The sequence below is a fragment of the Streptomyces sp. NBC_00009 genome (assembly GCF_045040855.1).
Lineage (GTDB): Bacteria > Actinomycetota > Actinomycetes > Streptomycetales > Streptomycetaceae > Streptomyces > Streptomyces aureus.
Genome location: NZ_CP108312.1, coordinates 1,834,375 through 1,856,880 on the forward strand (window position 1 = coordinate 1,834,375; position 22,506 = coordinate 1,856,880).

20 protein-coding genes and 1 riboswitch are annotated in these 22,506 nt (G+C 70.3%); of the genes, 9 read left to right on the top strand and 11 right to left on the bottom strand.

Annotated elements, in window-relative coordinates; genetic code table 11:
• Positions 1 to 15 precede the first annotated feature (15 nt).
• Entirely contained in the window at positions 16 to 297 is a 282-nt protein-coding gene (locus OHA58_RS08185; protein WP_405477830.1) for an HPr family phosphocarrier protein, read from the top strand.
• A 216-nt stretch (positions 298 to 513) separates the two neighbouring features.
• Here OHA58_RS08185 and OHA58_RS08190 read toward each other — a convergent pair whose 3' ends face one another.
• The 4 genes from OHA58_RS08190 to OHA58_RS08205 form a co-directional block, all read right to left on the bottom strand.
• Entirely contained in the window at positions 514 to 1,200 is a 687-nt protein-coding gene (locus tag OHA58_RS08190; protein ID WP_405477832.1) for a GntR family transcriptional regulator, read from the bottom strand.
• A gap of 263 nt (positions 1,201 to 1,463) precedes the next feature.
• Positions 1,464 to 2,252 carry a M23 family metallopeptidase gene (locus OHA58_RS08195; protein WP_405477834.1) on the bottom strand — a complete coding sequence of 263 codons (789 nt, stop codon included), beginning with the start codon at positions 2,250 to 2,252 and terminating at the stop codon, positions 1,464 to 1,466.
• Between the two features lie 12 nt (positions 2,253 to 2,264).
• Positions 2,265 to 2,421, bottom strand: a riboswitch (cyclic di-AMP (ydaO/yuaA leader).
• A gap of 196 nt (positions 2,422 to 2,617) precedes the next feature.
• On the bottom strand, positions 2,618 to 4,003 hold the full coding sequence (locus tag OHA58_RS08200; RefSeq protein WP_405477836.1) for a M16 family metallopeptidase: 1,386 nt from the start codon (positions 4,001 to 4,003) through the stop codon (positions 2,618 to 2,620).
• A complete protein-coding gene (locus OHA58_RS08205; protein WP_405484859.1) occupies positions 4,000 to 5,412 on the bottom strand; it encodes a M16 family metallopeptidase in 1,413 nt (470 codons plus the stop codon). The genes OHA58_RS08200 and OHA58_RS08205 overlap by 4 nt, the downstream gene beginning before the upstream one ends.
• A 241-nt stretch (positions 5,413 to 5,653) precedes the next feature.
• On the opposite strand from OHA58_RS08205, the gene OHA58_RS08210 reads away from it, so the two are divergent.
• A complete protein-coding gene (locus tag OHA58_RS08210; protein WP_405477838.1) occupies positions 5,654 to 8,110 on the top strand; it encodes a DNA topoisomerase (ATP-hydrolyzing) subunit A in 2,457 nt (818 codons plus the stop codon).
• Positions 8,111 to 8,121: 11 nt separating this feature from the next.
• On the opposite strand, the gene OHA58_RS08215 is transcribed toward OHA58_RS08210, so the two are convergent.
• Positions 8,122 to 9,222: a CobW family GTP-binding protein gene (locus OHA58_RS08215; protein ID WP_405477840.1), complete on the bottom strand. Its 1,101-nt coding sequence runs from the start codon at positions 9,220 to 9,222 to the stop codon at positions 8,122 to 8,124.
• Positions 9,223 to 9,606: 384 nt separating this feature from the next.
• Here OHA58_RS08215 and OHA58_RS08220 point away from each other — a divergent pair, with 384 nt between their 5' ends.
• Positions 9,607 to 10,098: a DUF6082 family protein gene (locus tag OHA58_RS08220; protein WP_405477842.1), complete on the top strand. Its 492-nt coding sequence runs from the start codon at positions 9,607 to 9,609 to the stop codon at positions 10,096 to 10,098.
• Positions 10,099 to 10,243: 145 nt separating this feature from the next.
• Positions 10,244 to 10,480, top strand: a complete 237-nt coding sequence (locus OHA58_RS08225) for a hypothetical protein (protein WP_116508950.1) — start codon at positions 10,244 to 10,246, stop codon at positions 10,478 to 10,480.
• A gap of 51 nt (positions 10,481 to 10,531) precedes the next feature.
• On the opposite strand, the gene OHA58_RS08230 is transcribed toward OHA58_RS08225, so the two are convergent.
• Positions 10,532 to 11,698, bottom strand: coding sequence for a citrate synthase/methylcitrate synthase (locus OHA58_RS08230; protein WP_405477845.1), 1,167 nt, complete (start codon positions 11,696 to 11,698; stop codon positions 10,532 to 10,534).
• Between the two features lie 98 nt (positions 11,699 to 11,796).
• Between OHA58_RS08230 and OHA58_RS08235 the strand changes: the two genes are divergently transcribed.
• The 4 genes from OHA58_RS08235 to OHA58_RS08250 all read left to right on the top strand — a co-directional run bounded on the left by OHA58_RS08235 (position 11,797) and on the right by OHA58_RS08250 (position 16,562).
• Positions 11,797 to 13,077, top strand: a complete 1,281-nt coding sequence (locus OHA58_RS08235) for a citrate synthase (protein WP_405477847.1) — start codon at positions 11,797 to 11,799, stop codon at positions 13,075 to 13,077.
• Positions 13,078 to 13,093: 16 nt separating this feature from the next.
• Positions 13,094 to 14,044, top strand: a complete 951-nt coding sequence (locus OHA58_RS08240) for a sucrase ferredoxin (RefSeq protein ID WP_405477849.1) — start codon at positions 13,094 to 13,096, stop codon at positions 14,042 to 14,044.
• Between the two features lie 131 nt (positions 14,045 to 14,175).
• Entirely contained in the window at positions 14,176 to 15,885 is a 1,710-nt protein-coding gene (locus tag OHA58_RS08245) for an ATP-binding protein (RefSeq protein ID WP_405477851.1), read from the top strand.
• Entirely contained in the window at positions 15,882 to 16,562 is a 681-nt protein-coding gene (locus OHA58_RS08250) for a response regulator (RefSeq protein ID WP_100591139.1), read from the top strand. Before OHA58_RS08245 ends, OHA58_RS08250 begins: the two co-directional genes overlap by 4 nt.
• A gap of 24 nt (positions 16,563 to 16,586) precedes the next feature.
• On the opposite strand, the gene OHA58_RS08255 is transcribed toward OHA58_RS08250, so the two are convergent.
• The 3 genes from OHA58_RS08255 to OHA58_RS08265 all read right to left on the bottom strand — a co-directional run bounded on the left by OHA58_RS08255 (position 16,587) and on the right by OHA58_RS08265 (position 19,401).
• The gene (locus OHA58_RS08255; RefSeq protein WP_405477853.1) at positions 16,587 to 17,645 is read right to left on the bottom strand and encodes an ABC transporter substrate-binding protein; all 1,059 of its coding nucleotides are present in this window, start codon (positions 17,643 to 17,645) and stop codon (positions 16,587 to 16,589) included.
• A gap of 87 nt (positions 17,646 to 17,732) precedes the next feature.
• A complete protein-coding gene (locus OHA58_RS08260) occupies positions 17,733 to 18,596 on the bottom strand; it encodes an ABC transporter permease (RefSeq protein WP_405477855.1) in 864 nt (287 codons plus the stop codon).
• The gene (locus OHA58_RS08265; RefSeq protein ID WP_405477857.1) at positions 18,586 to 19,401 is read right to left on the bottom strand and encodes an ABC transporter ATP-binding protein; all 816 of its coding nucleotides are present in this window, start codon (positions 19,399 to 19,401) and stop codon (positions 18,586 to 18,588) included. Before OHA58_RS08265 ends, OHA58_RS08260 begins: the two co-directional genes overlap by 11 nt.
• A 160-nt stretch (positions 19,402 to 19,561) precedes the next feature.
• Here OHA58_RS08265 and OHA58_RS08270 point away from each other — a divergent pair, with 160 nt between their 5' ends.
• Positions 19,562 to 20,254, top strand: a complete 693-nt coding sequence (locus OHA58_RS08270; protein ID WP_405477859.1) for a response regulator — start codon at positions 19,562 to 19,564, stop codon at positions 20,252 to 20,254.
• 106 nt (positions 20,255 to 20,360) lie between these two features.
• Here OHA58_RS08270 and OHA58_RS08275 read toward each other — a convergent pair whose 3' ends face one another.
• Both OHA58_RS08275 and OHA58_RS08280 read right to left on the bottom strand, forming a co-directional pair.
• The gene (locus OHA58_RS08275; protein ID WP_405477861.1) at positions 20,361 to 21,953 is read right to left on the bottom strand and encodes a cation acetate symporter; all 1,593 of its coding nucleotides are present in this window, start codon (positions 21,951 to 21,953) and stop codon (positions 20,361 to 20,363) included.
• Positions 21,950 to 22,447: a DUF485 domain-containing protein gene (locus OHA58_RS08280; RefSeq protein WP_405477863.1), complete on the bottom strand. Its 498-nt coding sequence runs from the start codon at positions 22,445 to 22,447 to the stop codon at positions 21,950 to 21,952. The genes OHA58_RS08275 and OHA58_RS08280 overlap by 4 nt, the downstream gene beginning before the upstream one ends.
• Positions 22,448 to 22,506: the final 59 nt, after the last annotated feature.

Genomic DNA, 22,506 nt, shown 5'->3' on the forward strand with positions numbered 1-22,506 from the left:
GAAGGGCAGCATCACATGGCTGAGCGCCGCGTCAACGTCGGCTGGGCCGAGGGCCTTCACGCCCGCCCCGCCTCCATCTTCGTCCGCGCGGCCACGGCGGCCGGCGTCCCCGTGACGATCGCCAAGATCGACGGCACCCCCGTCAACGCCGCCTCCATGCTCGCGGTGCTCGGCCTGGGCGCCGGCGGCGGCGAGGAGATCGTCCTGTCCTCCGACGTCGAGGGTGCGGACATCGCGCTCGACCGTCTGGCCAAGCTGGTCTCCGAAGGGCTCGAGGAGCTTCCCGAGACCGTCTAGTACGGGCCGGTACGGGGTCGCTCAGTATTGACCCGTACCGGGTCTCTGGATTCTTGGGCGCCGTTCACCGCTCGCAGAAGATCGCGCCACATAAAGGGTCTGTTCGGATTTTCCGAGCAGACCCTTTTTCTCTCTGCGGCCCTGTTCTCATAATTCCGGGGCAGCGGAAACAGAGCCCTTCGAAATGGGCCGCCCTCTTTGTATACGGCGCCTCTGTTAATGCTGGAGCCCCACTGTGTTGACGGGATGTTGCGAAGTCCTCACACGGCCACCCGGGCGGGGGGCGCGCAAGCGGTGGGCGACCGCGGCGCGCTCCGTGTGCTGCGCCGTGAGCGCCCGCGCGCGCTCCACGTCTCCGCGCGCCACGGCGTCCACGATCGCCCCGTGCTCGGCCCAGGAGTCGGCGGGCTGCGCGGGCTGCTCGACGGTGTACATCCACGCGATCTTGTGGCGGAGCTGCGTGAGCATCGTGATCAGCCCCGGGCTGCCGGACGCCTGCGCCAGCGTCTCGTGGAACCAGCCGCCCAGCGAGCGCAGATCCTCGCTCTGACCTCGCCGGGAGCGCTCCTGGCCCAGCCTGACCAGGCCTCGCAGCACCTTCAGGTGCGCCTCGGTGCGGCGCTGCGCGGCGCGGGCTGCGGCGAGCGGTTCGAGGAGCATCCGGATCTCCAGCTGGTCCGCCGCCTCCTGCGTGGTGGGTTCGGCGACGCACGCGCCCGCGTGCCTGCGGGTGACGACGAAGCCCTCGGCCTCCAAGGTGCGCAGCGCCTCGCGCACGGGGACACGGGAGACGCCGTAGCGGCGGGCGAGCACCTCCTCGGTGAGTCTGCCGCCGCGCTCGTAGACACCGGAGACGATGTCGTCGCGGATCGCCGTGCATACCGAGTGCGCCGGAATGCGCATGAACCGACCTCCGCATTAATCCCCGCGAAACGCGGTAGACAGTCGCTCGTACAGCGCGATTGAAGTCCGTTCAGCGCGCTTGCCCAGCGACTCTATTCCAGCGGGCGCGAATTTCCGACGGCAGGCCGTAATCCATGGATATTTTTTGGACAGCGCCGCCGGGAACGAACGACCGTGTCGGTAACGAGCGCGTCGGTAACGCCGAAAGCCCCGGCTCGGTGAGCCGGGGCTTTCGGTGCGTTGGCGCGAGTACGCGGCGAAGGTCAGACGTTGACGCCGTGCGAGCGCAGGTACGCGACGGGGTCGATGTCCGAGCCGTACTCGGGGCTCGTGCGCGCCTCGAAGTGGAGGTGCGGGCCCGTGACGTTGCCGGTCGCCCCGGAGAGGCCTATCTGCTGGCCCGGGATGACCGCCTGGCCGACGGAGACGCCGATGGACGACAGGTGGCCGTACTGCGTGTACGTACCGTCGTTCATCTTGATGACGATGTTGTTGCCGTAGGCGCCGCTCCAGCCGGCCTCCACGACCGTGCCCGCGCCCACGGCGTGGACCGAGGTGCCGCTGGCGGCGTGGAAGTCGATGCCGGTGTGGCTGCCGGAGGACCACAGGCCGCTGCTGGCCTTGTACGCGGTCGACACGTACGAGCCGGTGACGGGCATGACGAAGGCGTTCAGGCGCTTGCGCTCGGCCGCACGGGCGGCCCGCTCCTTGGCCTCGCGCTCGGCCTTGGCCTTGGCAGCGGCCTTGCGCCGGTCCTCCTCGGCCTTCTTCTTGGCCGCGGCCTCGGCCTTCTCCTTCGCGGCGGCCTCGTCGGCGGCCTGCTGCTGGGCGGCGGCCTGCGCGTCGATCTGCTCCGCGAGGGAGTCACCGATGGAGATGGCCTTGGTCAGGCCGGTCTGCTCAAGAGACGCGTCGTCAGCGGCGAGGGCGGGGGCAGCGAGGCCTCCGATGACACCGGTCGTGGTGAGCGCGGCGACGCCGGCGACCTGCGCGGTGGTACGCGTGACACGGCTCGGGCGACGGTGCTTCCCGGTGGCACGGGTGAACGCCATGGAGTGGCTGATCCTTTCCTTCCTTCTCGCCTACCGGGTTAGCTGACGGGTTCGGAGCAGGAAGGTCTCCTACGGACCCCCTTCAGGGAAGGGTGCCCGATTCACCCCAGGGACGGTGGGTCCCCGGCTCCCCCGGCTCGCGCCTTGGGGGACTCGGCGATGACTGTCCGGTGCCGCGGGCGCGGCGTACATCTGGCGGACAGCCGGACCGACGCTAAGCGGGGCATCTTTCAATCAACAAACGGAACCGGGCTTTTGTAGCGCATGCCACAGGGCAGACAGGCAACCACTGGTTCAATTCGGACATACAAGGGCCCCGGTGGTCATCTCGCCCACCGGGGCCCCTCGTTGCACACCGGTCACGGTCAGCCCGTGACGACGGTCACCTCTCCGATGCCGAGCGCCCTGACGGGCTCCTCGATCTGCGCGGCGTCACCGACGAGCACCGTCACCAGACGGTCCATCGGGAAGGCGCTCACGACGGCCGCGGTGGCCTCCACGGTGCCCGTCGCGGCGAGCCGCCGGTACAACTCCGCCTGGAAGTCGTCCGGCAGGTGCTGCTCGACCTGGTCGGCGAGCGTCCCCGCGACGGCCGCGGCGGTCTCGAACTTGAGCGGGGCGACGCCCACCAAGTTCTGTACGGCCACGTCCCGTTCGGCGTCGGTGAGGCCCTCCGCGGCGAGCGTGCGCAGCACCTTCCAGAGGTCGTCGAGCGCCGGACCCGTGTTCGGCGTGTCCACGGAGCCACTGATGGCGAGCATCGCGACGCCCGTCCCGTCCGGCGCCGAGCGCAGCACCTGGCCGAACGCCCGCACGCCGTAGGTGTATCCCTTCTCCTCGCGCAGGACGCGGTCCAGGCGGGACGTGAGGGTGCCGCCCAGGCAGTACGTGCCGAGCACCTGCGCCGGCCACACCCGGTCGTGCTTGTCGGCGCCGACGCGGCCGATCAGGATCTGCGTCTGCACCGCGCCCGGCCGGTCGACGATGACGACCCGGCCGGTGTCGTCGGCCGTCACGGGCGGTACGGGGCGCGGCTCGGCCGTGTTCCCCGTCCAGGCGCCCAGCGTGTCCGCGAGCAGCGCGTCGAGGTCGATGCCCGCGAGGTCGCCCACGACGACCGCGGTGGCCGTGGCGGGGCGCACGTGCCGGTCGTAGAAGGTGCGTACGGCCGCCGCGTCGATGGCCGCGACGGTCTCTTCGGAGCCCTGGCGCGGGCGGGACATGCGCGCGGTGGCCGGGAAGAGCTGCTTCGAGAGCTCCTTGGCGGCGCGGCGGCCGGGGTTCGCCGTCTCGTGCGGGATCTCGTCGAGTCGGTTGCGCACGAGACGTTCGATCTCGCTGTCCGCGAACGCGGGTGCCCTGAGGGCGTCGGCGAGCAGGCCGAGCGCCTTCGGCAGGCGGGAGACGGGGACCTCCAGGGAGACCCGTACGCCGGGGTGGTCGGCGTGCGCGTCGAGGGTGGCGCCGCAGCGCTCCAGCTCGGCGGCGAACTCCTCGGCGGCGAGCTTGTCGGTGCCTTCGGAGAAGGCCCTCGCCATGATGGTGGCGACGCCGTCGAGCCCGGCGGGCTCGGCCTCCAGGGGCGCTTCGAGGTTGATCTCGATGGCGACGACCTGCTGGCCCGGACGGTGGCAGCGCAGCACTGTGAGGCCGTTGTCGAGGGTGCCGCGCTCGGGCGCGGGGAACGCCCACGGCCGCGCCGTGCCGGCCTGGGGCTGCGGGTGGAAGTCCATGGTCGCGAGCTCGGTCACTTGCCGGCCTCCTCGTCTGCGGTCCCGACTGCGGTCTCGTCCGTGGTCGCTGCGGCGGTCTCGTCCGTCGCCCCGCCGGCGATCTCGTCGGCGGTCTCGTCGGCCTCTTCGGGGGCCGTGGGCTCGTAGACGAGCACCGCGCGGTTGTCGGGGCGCAGATGGGCCTTGGCCACCTCCTGGACCTCCTCGGCGGTGATGTCGAGGACGCGCTGGACGGCGGTCAGGGCGAGCTGCGGGTCGCCGAACAGGACGGCGAACCTGCACAGTTCGTCGGCGCGGCCCGCGACCGTGCCGAGCCGGTCGAGCCACTCGCGCTCCAACTGGGCCTGGGCGCGCTCCATTTCCTCCGGAGTGGGACCGTCGGCGGCGAACCGTGCGAGCTCCTCGTCGACGGCCTCCTCGATCACCGGGACCTCGACGTCGCCGGACGTCTTCACGTCCAGCCACCCCACGGAGGGCGCCCCCGCGAGCCTCAGGAGGCCGAACCCGGCGGCGACGGCGGTCTGGTCGCGGCGGACGAGACGGTTGTAGATCCGGGACGACTCGCCGCCGCCGAGGACCGTCAGGGCCAGGTCGGCCGCGTCGCACGCGCGCGAGCCGTCCTGCGGCAGCCGGTAGGCGGCCATCAGCGCGCGGGCCGGGACCTCCTCCTCGACGACCTCACGCACGCCCTCACCGATCCGGTCGGGCAGGGAGCCGTCGCGCGGGGGCTGCTTGCCCTCGTGGCGCGGGATGGAGCCGAAGTACTTCTCGACCCAGGCCAACGTCTGCTCGGGGTCGATGTCCCCGACGACCGAGAGGACCGCGTTGTTCGGCGCGTAGTACGTACGGAAGAAGTTCCGCGCGTCCTCCAGGGTGGCCGCGTCCAGGTCGGCCATGGAGCCGATGGGCGTGTGGTGGTACGGGTGGCCCTCCGGGTACACGAGGGCGGTCAGCTTCTCGAACGCGGTCCCGTACGGAACGTTGTCGTAGCGCTGGCGGCGCTCGTTCTTGACGACGTCGCGCTGGTTCTCCATCGACTCCTCGTCGAGCGCGGCGAGGAGGGAGCCCATCCGGTCGGCCTCCAGCCAGAGCGCGAGCTCCAGCTGGTGGGTCGGCATGGTCTCGAAGTAGTTGGTGCGCTCGAAACTCGTCGTCCCGTTCAGCGAGCCGCCGGCGCCCTGCACCAGCTCGAAGTGCCCGTTCCCGTGGACCTGCTTCGAGCCCTGGAACATCAGGTGCTCGAAGAGGTGAGCCAGGCCCGTGCGGCCCTTGACCTCGTGGCGCGAGCCGACGTCGTACCAGAGGCAGACGGCTGCGACCGGGGTCAGGTGGTCCTCGGAGAGCACCACCCGCAGCCCGTTGTCGAGGCGGTGCTCGGTCGCTGTCAGGCCGCCGGAGCCGGCCTCGGCGGTGGCCGTGTGACCCATGGGCATGTACGTCCCTTCGATCGCGGAACTATCGCGGAAACTGCAGATGTGCTGCCAGTTCTGCCACTGTATGCAAGCGTTCTGACGCCTGGCGAAGTTCCCGCACTGGGTACGCCGAGAGCGAGCACCGAACGCCGTACGGACGGGTCGCGGTCAGCGTTGTCAGTGGGGCGGTCCACAATGGTGCGCGTCAGATTCTCGTACATGCCCCGGCAGCATCTGTGAAGGAGCCGCAGCAGCGATGGCCCGCCGCAGCACGAAGACCCCGCCTCCCGACGACTTCGAGGAGCGGATCCTCGACATTGACGTTGTCGACGAAATGCAGGGCTCCTTCCTCGAGTACGCCTACTCGGTGATCTACTCCCGGGCCCTGCCGGACGCCCGTGACGGCATGAAGCCCGTGCACCGGCGCATCGTCTACCAGATGAACGAGATGGGCCTGCGCCCCGACCGCGGCTATGTGAAGTGCGCCCGCGTCGTCGGCGAGGTCATGGGTAAGTTGCACCCGCACGGAGACGCGTCGATCTACGACGCCCTGGTGCGGCTCGCCCAGCCCTTCTCGATGCGCCTCCCCCTGGTCGACGGCCACGGGAACTTCGGCTCCCTGGGGAACGACGACCCGCCGGCCGCCATGCGGTACACCGAGTGCCGGATGGCCCCCGCGACGTCGCTGATGACGGAGTCGATCGACGAGAACACGGTCGACTTCGGGGCGAACTACGACGGCCAGGAGCAGGAGCCCGCCGTCCTGCCGGCCGCTTACCCGAACCTCCTGGTCAACGGCGCGTCCGGCATCGCCGTCGGCATGGCGACGAACATGCCGCCGCACAATCTCGGCGAGGTGATCGCCGCCGCCCGCCACCTGATCAGGCACCCGGGCGCCGACCTCGAGACGCTCATGAAGTTCGTCCCGGGCCCCGACCTGCCGACCGGCGGCCGGATCGTCGGCCTGTCCGGCATCAAGGACGCCTACGAGTCGGGCCGCGGCACCTTCAAGATCCGCGCCACGGTCTCCGTGGAGGACGTGACGGCGCGCCGCAAGGGCCTCGTCGTCACCGAACTGCCCTTCGCGGTGGGCCCCGAGAAGGTCATCGCGAAGATCAAGGACCTGGTCGGCTCGAAGAAGCTCCAGGGCATCGCGGACGTCAAGGACCTCACCGACCGCCAGCACGGCCTGCGCCTGGTCATCGAGATCAAGAACGGCTTCGTGCCGGAGGCCGTCCTGGAGCAGCTCTACAAGCTGACGCCGATGGAGGAGTCCTTCGGCATCAACAACGTGGCGCTGGTCGACGGCCAGCCCCTGACGCTCGGCCTCAAGGAGCTCCTGGAGGTCTATCTCGACCACCGCTTCGAGGTCGTACGCCGCCGCAGCGAGTTCCGCCGTACGAAGAAGCGGGACCGGCTGCATCTGGTCGAGGGCCTCCTCGTCGCGCTGGTGGACATCGACGAGGTCATCCGCCTCATCCGCTCCAGCGACAACTCCGCGCAGGCGAAGGAGCGCCTGATGGAGCGCTTCTCGCTGAGCGAGATCCAGACGCAATACATCCTGGACACGCCGCTGCGCCGCCTCACCAGGTTCGACCGCATCGAGCTGGAGACGGAGCGCGACCGGCTCAACGGCGAGATCGACGAGCTGACCGGGATCCTCGACTCCGACGCCGAGCTGCGCAAGCTCGTCTCGGGCGAACTGGCGTCGGTGGCGAAGAAGTTCGGCACCGAGCGCCGCACCGTGCTCCTGGAGTCGGCGGGCACGGCGGTCGCCGCGGTGTCGCTCCAGGTCGCCGACGACCCGTGCCGCGTGCTCCTGTCGTCCACGGGCCTGCTGGCGCGGACAGCGACCGCCGACCCGTTCGGGGACGACGAGGACGCCCGGCGCACCAAGCACGACGTGATCGTCTCCGCGGTCCCGGCTACGGCGCGCGGCGAGATCGGCGCGATCACGTCCACGGGGCGCCTGTTGCGGCTCAATGTCATCGACCTGCCGCAGCTCCCGGAGACGGCCTCGGCGCCGAACCTCTCCGGAGGCGCGCCCGTCACGGAGTTCCTGTCGTCGCTGGAGGCGGACGAGAAGGTGGTCTGTCTGACCACCCTCGACGAGTCGTCCCCCGGCCTGGCGATCGGTACCGAGCAGGGCGTGGTCAAGCGCGTCGTGCCCGACTACCCGACGAACAAGGACGAGTTGGAGGTCATCGGCCTCAAGGACGGTGACCGCATCGTCGGCGCAGTGGAGCTGCGCACCGGCGAGGAGGACCTGGTCTTCATCACGGACGACGCGCAGTTGCTCCGCTACCAGGCCTCGCAGGTACGTCCGCAGGGCCGGGCCGCGGGCGGTATGGCGGGCATCAAGCTGGCCGACGGCGCCAAGGTGATCTCGTTCACCGCCGTCGATCCGGCTGTGGACGCGATCGTCTTCACGGTGGCGGGGTCGCGCGGCACGCTCGACGACTCCGTCCAGACGACGGCGAAGCTCACCCCGTTCGACCAGTACCCGCGCAAGGGTCGGGCCACTGGCGGTGTGCGCTGCCAGCGCTTCCTGAAGGGCGAGGACTGCCTGAGCCTGGGCTGGGCGGGCCCGACACCGGCCCGCGCGGCGCAGAAGAACGGCACCCCGGCCGAGCTGCCCGAGGTCGACCCGCGCCGCGACGGCTCGGGCGTCTCCCTCGCGAAGACGGTCTCGGTGGTGGCGGGGCCGGTCTAGTCGGCGCCGGTCTAGTCCGCGTCCTGCGGTTCCTGTACGTATCTCAGGACGCCCCACATGCTGTGCTCGTCGGCATAGGTGTGCGGGGCGTCCTGGGCGCAGGCGGTCAGTTCCTTGCTCAGCCGCGGGGCGTCGATCCCGGCCCCGATGAGGACGAGCCGACTGACGCGCGGCTCCCCGGGCGCCCAGGGCTCCGGCGAGAACCGCAGGAACCGGCCGACGGCGTGCACGGTGTACTTGTTACGCGTGTCGGCCGCGCCGAAGTCGACGTACCCCTTGATGCGGTAGAGCCCCTCGGGCCTGCTGTCGAGGAACGCCATCAACCGGCGTGGATCGAGCGGCACTTCGGACTCGACGGAGACACTCTCGTATGCGGAGTGCAGATGGCCGTCGTGCTCGTCATGCTCGTCGTACTCGTCTCCGCCCGCACCGTCGCCGTCGTACCGGTGGAGGTCATCGAACGACAACTGGCCGATCCGCTCGCGCGTCGGCCGGCAGTCGAAGAGGAACTCGGGGTCCACGCGCGCGTACGTCGCGGGAACGACTGCTGCGCCTCCGGCCAGCCCGCGCACACGCTCCAGGACGCGCTGGTGCTCCCTCTCCGGGACCCGGTCGGCCTTGTTGACCACCACGAGGTCGGCGATGGCCAGATGCCGGTCGAGCTCGGGGTGTTGCTCCCGCGTCCGGTCGAACTCGACGGCGTCGACAACCTCGACCAGACCGCCGTACACGATCCCCGGATTCTCGCTGGCAAGCACCATGCGCACGAGCTCCTGCGGCTCGGCGAGCCCGCTCGCCTCGATCACGATCACATCGATGCCGTTGCGGGCCGACGGCCGGGTGAGCCGGTCCAGGTACTCGTCGAGCTCGCTCGCGTCGACGGCGCAGCACAGGCACCCGTTGCCGAGGGAGACGGTGGAGTCGCCGAGCTGCCCGGCGACGGCCATGGCGTCGATCTCGATGGAGCCGAAGTCATTGACGATCGCGCCGATCCGCGTGCCGCCGCCGTGGTGCAGCAGATGGTTCAGCAGGGTGGTCTTGCCGGAGCCCAGGAACCCGGCGAGGACGACGACGGGGATCTGCTGCGGAAGCTCCTGCCTCGGCTGACTCAACGCGCGACCTCTCTCACACCGACGCGTCCACGGACGCGCATACCGGCGTTCTTACGACGAATGAATGCCGCCCCAGGATACGAGCGCGTAGAAACACCGCGAAGTGAACGATTGTTAGCGTCGCGGGCTGGGCACACGACAGGCATGGCGCCCGGACGAGCGACCCCTGCTTCCCTCCGTGTGCCTCCTCTCCGCCTCCCCGCCGACCAGCGCCGCTCGGCACCCCGGGGGGCGGCAAGCGCGCCGCCCACCGCTCGCCGGTCCTTTCCCGTCGCCCCGCACCCGACGACCGGCGGACGGTCGCCTGAACCGGGGGTTGACATGGCCACACAGAGTTTTGGGGTACGGGGGATCGGGTCCGCCGTCATTGCCGGGGCGGCTCTCATGGGAGCCGCACTCGCACTCGCCGCGCAGCGGCGTCGCCTCGAGGAGGCGCGTCTGCGCATCGAGGAGCTGGAGCAGGAAGAGTTGTCGCAACAGCGCAGCGCTCGGGCACGTCAGCAGCGCGTGCACTGGGAACTGTCACTCAAGGCGATCGACGACCCCTCGCTCGCAGCTGTGATCAACACGTACGACCCCGAGATCCCACCGGCGAAGGTGCGTCAGTTCTTCTTCGCGAATGCCTGGTACGTCAACCTCTTCCACTTGGACCAGGCGGGCATCATCGACCAGAAAGAGCTGTACGGCCGTCTTCGCGAACTGTTCCAGAGTCCGGTCTTCCGCGAGTACTGGCGGGCCAGTGGGCCTAACCGGGCGACCCTGATCTACTCCTCCGACGAAGCTCGGCTCGGCCGCCTCGGCGACCGTCTCCTCGAGGAGCTCGAGGAAGCGGACACCGAGGAGTGGTGGGTGGTCGGCGATCCGCCGACGTCCTGACTCCCCTGCCGTCAATAGGCTGACATCACTCACACGAGCGAGTCCTCTGAGGAATTCCGCGGCGTCGTTACGCATGAGTCCCAAGGGGCGCATTAGCCTGTCGGCATCCTGCCGGAAGTAAGCCTCCTCTAAGGATCGGTACCCCTTGAAGATCGTGCGCCGCATCGGTGTGCCCCCGCACGCCCGTGGCAGTACCTCGGGCGCGAACTGCCCTGACGTATTCGAGCTGAGTGACGGCAACTTCGCCGTCATCGGCACAGAGGCCACCGCGGAGCTCGACAAAGAGCTCCCGGACGACGCCTCACTGGCCGACTACGAGCGCATCGTGATCGTCAGCCGCGAAACGCTCGTGCGCGCGAAGGCCGATATCCCGGACGCCTAGCCCGCCGCTTCCCGGAGCCCGGCCCCCACGAAGGGCCGGGCTCCGGCGCATTCAGGACACGACCGGTACCGGCGCCGGAGCCGCCGGGCCCACATACCGGGCCGCCGGGCGAATGATCTTCGAATCCCGTGCCTGCTCAAGGATGTTGGCGCTCCACCCCACCACCCGCGCAGCGGCGAACGTCGGGGTGAACATCGCGCGCGGCAACCCGCACAGCTCCATGACCACGCCCGCGTAGAACTCCACGTTCGTGTGAAGTTCCCGGCCCGGCTTCAGCTCCGCGAGGATCGACTCCACGTGGCGCTCGACCTCGACAGCGAACTCCACCGTCGGCCCGCCGAACCCCTCGGCGATGCCCCGCAGCATCCGCGAACGAGGGTCCTCCGTGCGGTAGACGGGGTGGCCGAAGCCCATGATCCGGTCGCCCGCGAGGACCCGCTCGCGGATCCATCCGTCGATCCGGTCCGGCGTGCCGATCGCGTCGAGGGTGTCGAGCGCGCGGCTCGGGGCGCCGCCGTGCAGAGGCCCGGAGAGCGCTCCCACGGCGCCGACCAGACAGGCCGCGACATCGGCACCGGTCGACGTGATGACCCTCGCCGTGAACGTTGACGCATTGAACCCGTGATCAATGGTTGAGATCAGGTACTGCTCGATGGCACGGGCGTGAGCGGGTTCCGGCTCCGAACCCGTGAGCATGTAGAGGTAGTTCGCGGCGTACGACAGGTCGTCGCGCGGTTCGACCGGTTCGAGGCCGTCACCGAGCCGATGCAGCGCCGTGAGCAGCGTCGGCACGACCGCCGCGGCGGCCAGGGTGTCGTCGCGCCGCCGCTCGTCGTCGATGTCGTACACGGGGCGGAAGCCCTGTGAGGCGCCGAAGAGCGACAGGGCGCTGCGCAGCCCGGCGAGCGGGCCGGAGAGCGCTCCGGCGCGGGCGATCACGGGCAGCGCGGCCCGCACGTCGTCGGGCAGTCGGCGCAGGGCGGCCGTACGCGCGGCGAAGGCCGCGGACTGCGCGGCGTCAGGCAGCTCGCCGTGGATCATCAGGTGCCATACGTCCTCGAAGCCGCGGGTCTGCGCGAGCTCGACGGCCGAGTACTGGCGGTAGTGGTAGAAGCCCTCACGCCCTCTGACGTCACCCAATTCGGTGTCGGTGACGACGACGCCCGCGAGTCCCCGCGGTACGTCGACAGGGGTGGCCGTGGTCCCGTTGATCGGCATGTTTCCTCCCTGGACTTGATTCGACTGTCCATGCTTGACTCAATGCCTGTCAATATTGATTGAATCAATACAAGCGATGCGGATATACGGTGGCGCGCATGACGGATCACGAACCCGCACCCGCGCGGGAAGCCCGGCGGCTCAGCACCAGGGAGACGGCCGAACTGCTGGGTGTGAAGCCCGAGACCGTGTACGCGTACGTGAGCCGCGGTCAGCTCAGCAGCCGCCGGGCGGCGCCGGGCTCGCGCGGCAGCACGTTCGACGCGGCCGAGGTGGAGGGGCTCGCGCAGCGCAACAAGCGGGAGCCCGCGGCCGGTTCGGGCCCGGGCGAGCTCTCCGTACGCACCCGCATCACGTTGATCGACAAGGACCGCTACTACTTCCGCGGGGTCGACGCCGCCGAGCTCGCCGCGCGCCACTCCTACGAAGAGGTCGCCGAGTGGCTGTGGACCGGGGTGCTGCGGCCGGGGGTCCGGTTCACCGCTCCCCGGCAGTCCCTCGCCGCGGCCCGGCGCGCCGTGGGGGCCCTGCCGGAACACAGCGGCCCTGTCGACCGTCTGCGGGTCGCCGCGGTCGCCGCCGCCGTCGCCGACCCGCTGCGCTTCGACCTCTCCGAAGAGGCCGTACTCGGCACGGCCCGCACCCTCATCCCGACGCTGGTGGCCGCCCTGCCACCCGTACGACACACGCATCGCGACGGTGGACCGCTCGCCCAGCGCCTGTGGGGCCGCCTCTCCGGACGCGAACCAGACGATCCGTCACTGCACGTCCTGGACACGGCACTTGGGCTTCTCGTCGACCACGATCTCGCCGCGTCGACGCTCGCCGTCCGGGTCGCCGCGTCGGCGCGCGCGCACGCGTACGCGGCGGTTTCCGCGGGCCTCGGCGTCCTGGAGGGACCGCTCCACGGCGCCGCCAGCGGTCTCGCGCACCGCATGCTCCTCGAAGTCCTCGACCGCGGCAGCGCGGCCCCTGTGGTGGCGGACGAACTGCGTGCCGGGCGCCGCGTCCCGGGCCTCGGCCACCGCCTGTACAAGGGCGAGGACCCACGCGCCCAGGCCCTGTTCGCCCTCCTGGAAGAGATCCCGCACGTCCACCCGGCGCTCGCCGCGGCCCGCGACGTCGTGGCGACGACCGCCCGCCACACCGACCTGCACGCGAACGTGGACCTCGCCCTCGCGGCCTTCACCGTCTCGTGCGGCATGCCCGCCGAGGCCGGCGAGACCGTCTTCGCGGTGGCCCGGACGGCGGGCTGGATCGCGCACGCCCTGGAGGAGTACGGCGAGCGCCCGCTGCGGATGCGGCCGAGCGGACACTACGTGGGGCTGCGCCCGCCTCAGCCGTTGCCGGCGCCCGACGCCCCACCGCCGGCCGAGTGAGGTTAGGCTCCCCTACGTGAGTACGTGTACGACCGCCTCGCAGGATCTGAACGAGCCTCTCGCGGGGACCGCCGCCACCGCGAGTACCTGGCTGCTGATCGAGCAGCCGGGCCCCTGGGGCGTGAAGGCGCTGACGTCCAGCCATCTGGACCCGGAGCTCGGCAGTGCCCTGGAGGCGGCCGCGGAGGGGACCGGCGTACGCGTCGCCCTCATCAGGCGCCCGGGCCGGCACGCGGACTTCCACACCACCACCCGGCGCCATGTGTATGTGGCCCACACCATCCCGGGAAACACATGGCTGCGCGGCACCATGACCGAGTCCCCACAGGACTTGCTCGCACTCGACTTCGCCGCCCTCGGAGCGGGTGATCACCGCGGCTTCGGCACGCCGCACAAGGGCGCACCGCTCGCGCTCGTCTGCACCAACGGCAAGCGCGACCGCTGCTGCGCCCTCCTGGGCCGGCCGCTCGCCGCCGACCTCGCCGCGTCCGCACAGGACGGCATCTGGGAGGTCACCCACCTCGGCGGCCACCGCTTCTCCCCCACGCTGCTCGTACTGCCCTACGGCTACGCGTACGGCCGTGCCGACGCCGCCCACGTCAAGAACACCCTCGACGCGGTACGGGCCGGCCGGATCGCCACCGACGGGTGCCGCGGGAACTCCGCGTGGGAGCGGCCCGGCCAGGCCGCCGAGCTCGCCGTGCGCACGTCGGCCGGGATCGATGACGCCGGAGTGCTGACTGTCGTCGGCACGGAGGCCGCGGCGCCGGGGCACGGGGCCCTCTGGGAGGTCACCGTCACCCACACTGACGGCCGCCGCTGGCACGTCACGGTCGCGCAGAGCGCTTCGCTGCCGCCCCGCCCCGAGAGCTGCGGTGCCGCACTGGGTACTCCGGCGCGCATGGACGTTCTCGCGGTGGACGAGATCGCGCCCGCCGTCACAGGTCCCCTCAGCGCGAGCGGCTGAGCCGACGGGCTCGCGCCCCACACCGGCGTACACACGGCACCCCTCCACCCCTTACGAGGTGCATCCCAGCACGCGAGATACCCGCCACATCCGCTACGGAGTACCCCGCTCGCCCCCTTACCGTTCTTCGTATGAGCCCCACTCCCCCCACACGCCGGCTGCGCTTCGGCCTGCCGCGGCGCGTCTTCGCGCAGGTGCTGCTGATGCAGGTGGCGATCGCCGCCGGGGTGGCCGTGCTCGCGACGGGGCTCTTCCTCGCGCCGCTCAGCGATCAGCTCGACGACCAGGCGATGCGCCGCGCGCTGGCGATCGCGCAGACCACCGCGGCCCAGCCGAGCATCGCCGAGGACCTGCGGCATTCACGTCCCACGGTCGACGGTCCCGTCCAGCGGGAGGCCGAGCGGATCCGCCGGGCCAGTGGCGCCGAGTACGTAGTGATCATGAACAAGGAAGGCGTCCGCTGGTCCCACACCGATCCGGGCGAGGTCGGCAGGATCGTCTCCACGGACCCCAGCGAGGCGCTCGCGGGCCACGAGGTCATGGAGATCGACAGCGGCACTCTGGGACGCTCGGCGCGCGGGAAGGTGCCCCTGCGCGACGCGCGGGGCGACATCGTCGGGGCCGTATCCGTGGGCATCGAGTACGACAGCGTCAGGGCGCGGCTCATCCACGCCATTCCGGGCCTGTTCGCCTACGCGGGCGGCGCCCTCGCCGTCGGTGCGCTGGCCGCCTACCTGATCTCACGCCGGGTCCAACGGCAGACCCGTGACCTGGCTTTCTCCGATATTTCGGGGCTGCTCTCGGAGCGCGAGGCCATGTTGCACGGCATTCGGGAAGGCGTCGTCGCGCTGGACCGGAGCGGCCGGATCCGGCTGCTCAACGACGAGGCGCACCGGCTCCTGGGCATCGGCGACGAGGTGATCGGGCAGTCGCTCGACGACGCGTTGGGCCCGGGCCGTACGACCGACGTGCTGGCGGGCCGGGCCACGGGCACGGATCTGGTGACGGTCCGCGGCCAGCGCGTCCTGATCGCCAACCGCATGCCCACGGACGACGGCGGCGCCGTCGCCACCCTCCGGGACCGCACCGAACTGGAGCAGCTGGGGCGCGAGCTCGACTCGACGCGCGGCCTGATCGACGCCCTGCGCGCTCAGGACCACGAGCACGCCAACCGCATGCACACGCTGCTCGGCCTGCTCGAACTGGAGATGTTCGACGACGCCGTCGAGTTCGTCGGCGAGGTGGTGGGCGACCACAGGGCGACCGCGGAACAGGTGACCGAGAAGGTGCACGATCCGCTGCTCGCGGCTCTCCTGGTCGGCAAGGCGACGGTGGCGGCGGAGCGCGGAGTCGCGTTGTGGATCTCCGACAGGACGCTCCTCCCCGACCGGTTGATCGACCCACGGGGGCTCGTCACGATCGTCGGGAATCTGGTCGACAACGCGGTGGACGCGGTCGCGGGCACCCCCCACGCGCGCGTGGAGGTCGATGTACGGGCGGCCGACGACCGCACGGTGGTGTTGCGGGTACGCGACACGGGGCCCGGCATCCCCGCCGCCCGACGGGAGTTGATCTTCACGGAGGGGTGGTCCACCAAGAAGCTGCCCTCCCACGGGAAGCGCGGTATCGGCCTGCCCCTCGTGCGCCGGCTCGCGGAACGGCAGGGCGGCAGCGTCCACGTGGGGGAACCGGACGGCGGAGGCGCAGAGTTCACCGTCGTCCTGCCCGAGGCGCTCACGGATCCGGGCCTCGCGCAGGAGGCCATCGAGGCACCCATGACCACCACGGCCCACACCGCCGCCGATGCCATCCCCACCCCCACGAAGGAGGACCCGCGATGATCGAAGTGCTGGTCGTGGACGACGACATCCGCGTCGCGCGCGTGAACGCGGCCTACGTGCAGAAGGTGGCGGGCTTCCGCGTGGTGGCCGAGGCGCACAGCTCGGCCGAGGCCCTGCGTGAGGTGGAGGCCCGGCCGCAGATCGACCTGATCCTCATGGACCACTACCTGCCGGACGAGACGGGCCTGGCGACCGTTCAGGAGATCCGGCGCCGCGGCCACCAGACCGACGTGATCATGGTGACGGCGGCGCGTGACGTGTCCACGGTGCAGGCCGCCATGCGGCTCGGGGCGCTGCAGTACCTGGTCAAGCCGTTCGCGTTCGCGGGGCTGCGCGCCAAGCTGGAGGCGTACGCGGGGCTGCGCCGCACGCTGGACGGCGGCGGCGAGGCCGAGCAGGCCCAGGTCGACCGGATCTTCGGCGCCCTCTCCGCAGACACGGAGCCGGACCTCCCGAAGGGACACTCCCTCAGCACGGCGGAGCTCGTACGCAGGGCTCTGGTGGACGCGGAAGGCCCGCTCTCGGCGCAGGAGGTCGCGGACCGTACGGGGCTGAGCCGGCAGACGGCCCAGCGCTATCTGAAGCTCCTGGAACGCACCGGCCGGGCCGGCCTGACCCTCAAGTACGGCGACGCGGGCCGCCCGGAACACCGCTATGTCTGGGCGACCCGCACCTGAGCGACGTACGAGGAGTTGACGTGGTCAGCCGGCGGCCTTGTCCACGAACTCGGTGGTGTACGTCTTGCTCAGGTCGACCTTGGCGTTCTTGATGTTCGGGTTGAACGCCTTGAGCACACTCTCAACAGTCTCGGGGCCGTTCTTGGGCATCACGCCGTCCGTCGTGAACATTGGCAGTGTGGCCTTGATCGCCTCGGCGTACAGCTTCTTGTCGCCCTGGGAGTAGTCGGCCGGCATCTTGGCCGCGATCTCGTCGGCGCTGTGCGTGGACATCCACTTGAGCGTCTTCACGAAGGCGTTGGCCAGCTTCTGGACCGTCGGCTTGTGGCTGTTGACCCAGTCCGTCTGCATGTAGAGACTCGACGACGGGTACGGGCCGCCGAGCGCCTCCTGGGAGCCCTCCGGGGTCCGCATGTCGACGAGGACCTTGCCGAGCTTCTTGTCCAGGATCGTGGCGACGGTGGGGTCCGTCGTCATGCCGCCGTCGATGGCGCCCTTCTGGAGCGCGGAGACGAACGTCGGGCCCGCGCCGACGGCCACCGGCGAGAACTGGCTCGACTGGACGCCGTTCTTGACCGCCAGGTACTTCGTGAGGAAGTCCGTCGAGGAGCCGAGGCCCGTGATGCCGAGCTTCTTGCCCTTGAAGTCCTTGGGCGAGGAGATGTCCCCGGACGCCTTGTTGGAGACGATCTCCACCTCTCCAGGGGCCCGCGAGAACTGCACCACGGACTCCACGGCCTTGCCCTTGACCTGCAGGTCGAGCGTGTGGTCGTAGAAGCCGACGGCCCCCTGGACCTGGCCGGAGACGAGCGCCGTCTCGGCCTGGACACCCGCGGGCTCGCTCAGGAGTTGGACATTCAAACCCTCATCCTTGAAGTAGCCGAGCCGGTCCGTGAGCATCGCCGGCATGTAGATGACCTTGTCCAGGCCGCCGACCATGATCTTGACGTGCTCGCCCTTGCCGTCCGCCTTCTTGCCGGAGCCGGTACTCGTACTGGCGGCGTCGTTGGCGCACGCCGTGAGCGAGGAGAGGGCGAGCAGGCCGGTCGCTGCGAGGGCACAGAGCCGCGCGGTCTTACGCATGGTGGTTCACGTCCTTGTGAAGAGGCTGAAGCGGGTGAGGAGAGCGGTGCGGGGAAGCGCTGGTGGCACGCGCCGAGGGGGCGGCCGTCAGCTGTCCGAATCCGTCGGCTTCCAGCGGAAGATGCGGCGCTCGGCGAAGGTGAGCAGCCCCTCGGCCAGCAGGGCCACGACGGCGAGGATGACCATCGCCGCGTACACACCCGCCGCGTTGAACGTGCCCTGCGACTGCGCGACGAGCAGGCCGACGCCCTTGGTCGCGCCGATGTACTCGCCGACAATGGCGCCGATCAGCGCGAAGCCGAAGCTCACATGGAGGCTGGTGAAGATCCATGACGTGGCGGACGGGATGACGACCTGAAGCGTCACGCGGCGGTCGCTGGCGCCGAGGATGCGCGCGTTGGCGACCAGGTTCCGGTCGACCTCGCGGGCTCCCTGGAAGGCGTTGAAGAACACCGGGAAGAACACCAGGACGACGGCGGAGGCGACCTTGGAGGCCGGGCCGAGGCCGAACCAGATCACGAAGATCGGGGCGAGCACGATCCTCGGGATGGAGTTGAGGACCTTGATGTACGGGCCGAGCACGTCGGCGAGGAAGGTGATGCGCCCGAGCGCGATACCGAAGACGACACCGGCGATCACGCCGATGATCCAGCCGACGAGCGCTTCGTAGAGCGTGTACCAGACCTGTTCGCCCAGCGAGCCGAGCGCCGTGCCGTGGGTGGTCCACGTCCAGATCTGGTCCCAGATCTTCGACGGCATCGAGAAGTTGAACGGGTCGATGATCGCGGCGCGCGCGAGCACCTCCCAGAGGCCGAGGACGGCGACGAGGAGAAGGACCCTGGCGCCGCCGATCAGCACCTTGCGCCGGCGGGCGGCGCGGGCCTTGGTGACGGCGCGTCCCGGCTTGGCGGTATCGGTGGCGGGCGCGGCGGTGACGGTGTCAGGCGACATCGGCGGCACCTCTCTCGCGCGTGATGCGGACCTCTTCGCCGAGGGACTCCCAGATCTCGCGGTAGATGTCGATGAACTCGGGCAGCAGGCGCACCGATTCGACCTTGCGGGGGCGCGGCAGGCCGATGTCGAAGACCTGCTTCACGGTGGCCGGGCCCGCGGTCATGACGACGACCTTGTCGGCCAGCGCGATCGACTCCTCCAGGTCGTGGGTGACGAAGACGACCGAGGCGCCCGTGCCCTCCCACAGCTCCAGGAGCTCGTCGGACATCAGGGCCCTGGTCTGCACGTCGAGCGCCGAGAACGGCTCGTCCATGAGCAGGATCTCGGGGTCGTTGACGAACGTGGCGGCGAGCGCGACGCGCTTGCGCTGGCCTCCGGAGAGCTGGTGCGGGTAGCGGTCCTCGAAGGACGCGAGGCCGACGCGGGCCAGCCATTCGCGGGCCTTGGCCTTCGCCTCGGCCTTCGGTACGCCGCGGAAGCGCGGGCCCGCCATGACGTTGGACAGCACCGTTCGCCAGGGGAACGTCGCGTCCTGCTGGAACACGAATCCGACCTTGTCGCCGACACCCTCGACGGGTTCGCCGGCCACCAGGACCTCGCCGTCGGTGGGTTCCTCCAGGCCGCTGACGAGGGTGAGGGTGGTCGACTTGCCGCAACCGGTGGGGCCGACGACGGCCACGAACTCGCCACGTGCGACGGTCAGATCGAGCTCCCTGACCGCGGTGTGCAGGCCGCCCGAAGGCGTCCTGAAGGTTTTGCTCGCGCCCCGCAGTTCGATGGCGGGGCCGGTGTCTGTGCTCATGGCCGGAAGGTAGATGTGACCTGGGACACCGCATCAGTCTTCTGGGCGCAAGGCGGACTTCTGCTTGCAAGAGACTGTTGTGCTCGTTTTGCTCGCGCTACAACAGCTGAGCCGAAACACGGGCTTAACAGCTCGCCTGGGCTTGAGGGAGAGAGGCCCGATGATTGACGTCCTGGTCGTGGACGACGACTTCCGTGTCGCCGAGATCAACGCGAAGTACGTGGGAAAGGTTCCCGGCTTCCGAGTGGTGGCCCGCGCCCACAACGCCGCGCAGGCACTGGCCTTCGTGGAGCGCCAGCGCATCGACCTCGTGCTGCTCGACCACTACCTGCCCGACATGACAGGCCTCGAACTCGCCCACCGGATGCGGGAGAACGGCCACAACACCGACGTCATCATGATCACGGCGGCGAGCGACGTCCTGACGGTGCAGGCGGCGATGCGCCAGGGCGCACTGCACTACCTGGTCAAACCGTTCACGTTCGCCGCGCTGCGCTCGCGGCTCGACTCGTACGCGGCGCTGCGCCGCACCGTGGACCGGGTCAGCGGCCGCGGCGCTGCGGGCCAGGAGCAGGTCGACCGGATCTTCGGTGCGCTACGGGCGCTGCCCATGCCCGCGTCGCCCGGCCTGCCGAGCGGGCAGTCGGAGCCGACCACGGATCTGATCTGCGGCGTGCTGCACCGCGCAGACCATCCGCTGTCCGCCCACGAGGTGGCGGCGGAGACCGGCCTGAGCCGCTCCACGGCGCAGCGGTATCTGCGGCACATGGAACAGTCGGGCCGGCTCCGCCTCTCGCTCAAGTACGGGGACACCGGGCGTCCGGAGCACCGTTATGTGTGGGTGGCGCCCTGAGGTGACCGAGGTGATCGAGGTGACCTGAGCGCTCCGGGTCAGCCGCGCGACGGCTCGGGCCACAGCAGCCGCGCGAGGCACGGGCCCCACATGTGCGGCGCGGTCCTCAGACGGCTCCGGCCCCGGTCAGTGCACGCACCTCCGTCTCCGCGTGCTTGGCCTCGTCCGGTGGCTCGGGCGAGGTGACCGTGCCGAGCCAGCCCGCCAGGAAACCGAGGGGGATGGAGACGAGGCCGGGGTTCTCCAGCGGGAAGAACTGGAAGTCCACGCCGGGGAACAGCGAGGTCTCGCTGCCGGACACGACCGGTGACAGGACCACCAGGATGAGGGCGGGCACGAGCCCCCCGTAGACGGACCACACGGCGCCGCGCGTGGTGAAGTTCCGCCAGAACAGGGAGTAGAGCAGTACGGGCAGGTTCGCGGAGGCCGCCACGGCGAAGGCGAGGCCCACGAGGAACGCCACATTGAGGTCGCGGGCGAGCAGCCCCAGAGCGATCGCGACCACGCCGATTCCGGCGGCGGCGACGCGGGCCACGGCGACCTCGCTGCGCGGCTTGGCATGGGGGCGGCGCAAGGACGCGTACAGGTCGTGGGCCACGGACGCCGAGGAGGCGAGCGTGATCCCGGCGACGACGGCGAGGATCGTGGCGAAGGCGACCGCCGCGACCACCGCGAACAGAACCGTTCCGCCTGTGGAGTCCGGACCGCCGCCCAGGTCGAGCGCGAGCAGCGGAACCGCCGTGTTCCCCGCCGCGTTCGAACCACGCACGGCGTCGGAGCCCACGATCGCCGCCGCACCGAAGCCGAGCACGATGGTCATCAGGTAGAAGCTGCCGATGAGTCCGATGGACCAGATGACCGAGCGGCGCGCGGCCCGTGCCGTCGGAACTGTGTAGAAGCGCGACAGGATGTGCGGCAGCCCGGCAGTGCCGAGCACAAGCGCAAGCCCCAGGCTGATGAAGTCGAGCCGCGCGGTCCAGTCGCCGCCGTACTTCAGTCCGGGCGCGAGGAACGCGGCTCCGTGCCCGCTGCGCTGCGCCGCCGTACGCAGCAGTTGGTCGAAGTCCCCGTGGAAACGCACCAGGACGAGCACGGTCAGGGTGATCGCCCCGCCCATGAGCAGGACCGCCTTGACGATCTGGATCCAGGTGGTGGCCCGCATCCCTCCCAGCGACACATAGATGACCATGAGCCCGCCGACACCGACGACGGTCCATGCCTGTACGGCTCCGCCGGTGCTGCCGAGCAGCAGCGCGACCAGGCTGCCCGCACCCACCATCTGCGCCACCAGATAGAGAACGGACACCGTCACCGAGGAAGTTCCCGCCGCGATCCGTACGGGACGCTCCCGCATCCTGGCGGCGATGACGTCGGCGAGCGTGAACCGCCCGCAGTTGCGTACGAGTTCGGCGACCAGCAGCAGCACGACGAGCCAGGCGACGAGGAATCCGACCGAGTAGAGCAGGCCGTCGTAGCCGAAGAGCGCGATCAGTCCCGAGATGCCGAGGAAGGAGGCGGCCGACATGTAGTCGCCCGCGATGGCGAAACCGTTCTCCATGGGCGAGAAGAGCCGGCCGCCCGCGTAGAACTCCTCCGCCGAGCCGTGCCTGTTGCGGCTCACCCAGGTGGTGATCGCCAGCGTGACGGCGACGAACACGCTGAACAGCAGCAGCGCCAGCGTCTGATGGTTCCCGGTCACCGCTGGCCACCCTCGATCACTCGGGTCATCTCCTGGGTGTCCCAGCGCAGTTCGAGCGCCGCGCGGTCCCTTCGCAGCCGCGCGTGGCGCGAGTACAGCCACGTCAGAAAGAAGGTGCTCAGGAACTGCCCGAGCCCCGCCAGCATCGCCACGTTCACCGCGCCCGCGACGGGCCTGCCCATCAGACCGGGGGCCGTCGTCGCCGCCAGGATGTACGCGAGATACCAGGCGAAGAAGGCCGCGGCGGCCGGAATGACGAACCTCCGGTAGCGGCTGCGCACTTCCTGGAAGGCGGCGCTGCGCTGCACCTCCAGATAGATCGCGGCCGCACTCCGCTCCGGGGGCGCGGCCTGGGGAGGCACGGCCGGGGCCGGGGCCCCCGTGCCGTCCAACTCGCCCCACCCGGAGGCCAGCGCGTCGTACCAGGGATCGCCGAGAACACCGCGATCACCGGCCCGGGTCTGCGCCACCTCGCGCCCGTCGTGCTTCTCCACCGAACTCTCCTTGTCCGCGGGCCACTTAGGCCGCGAGCCCAAGGATGGGCAGAACGGGA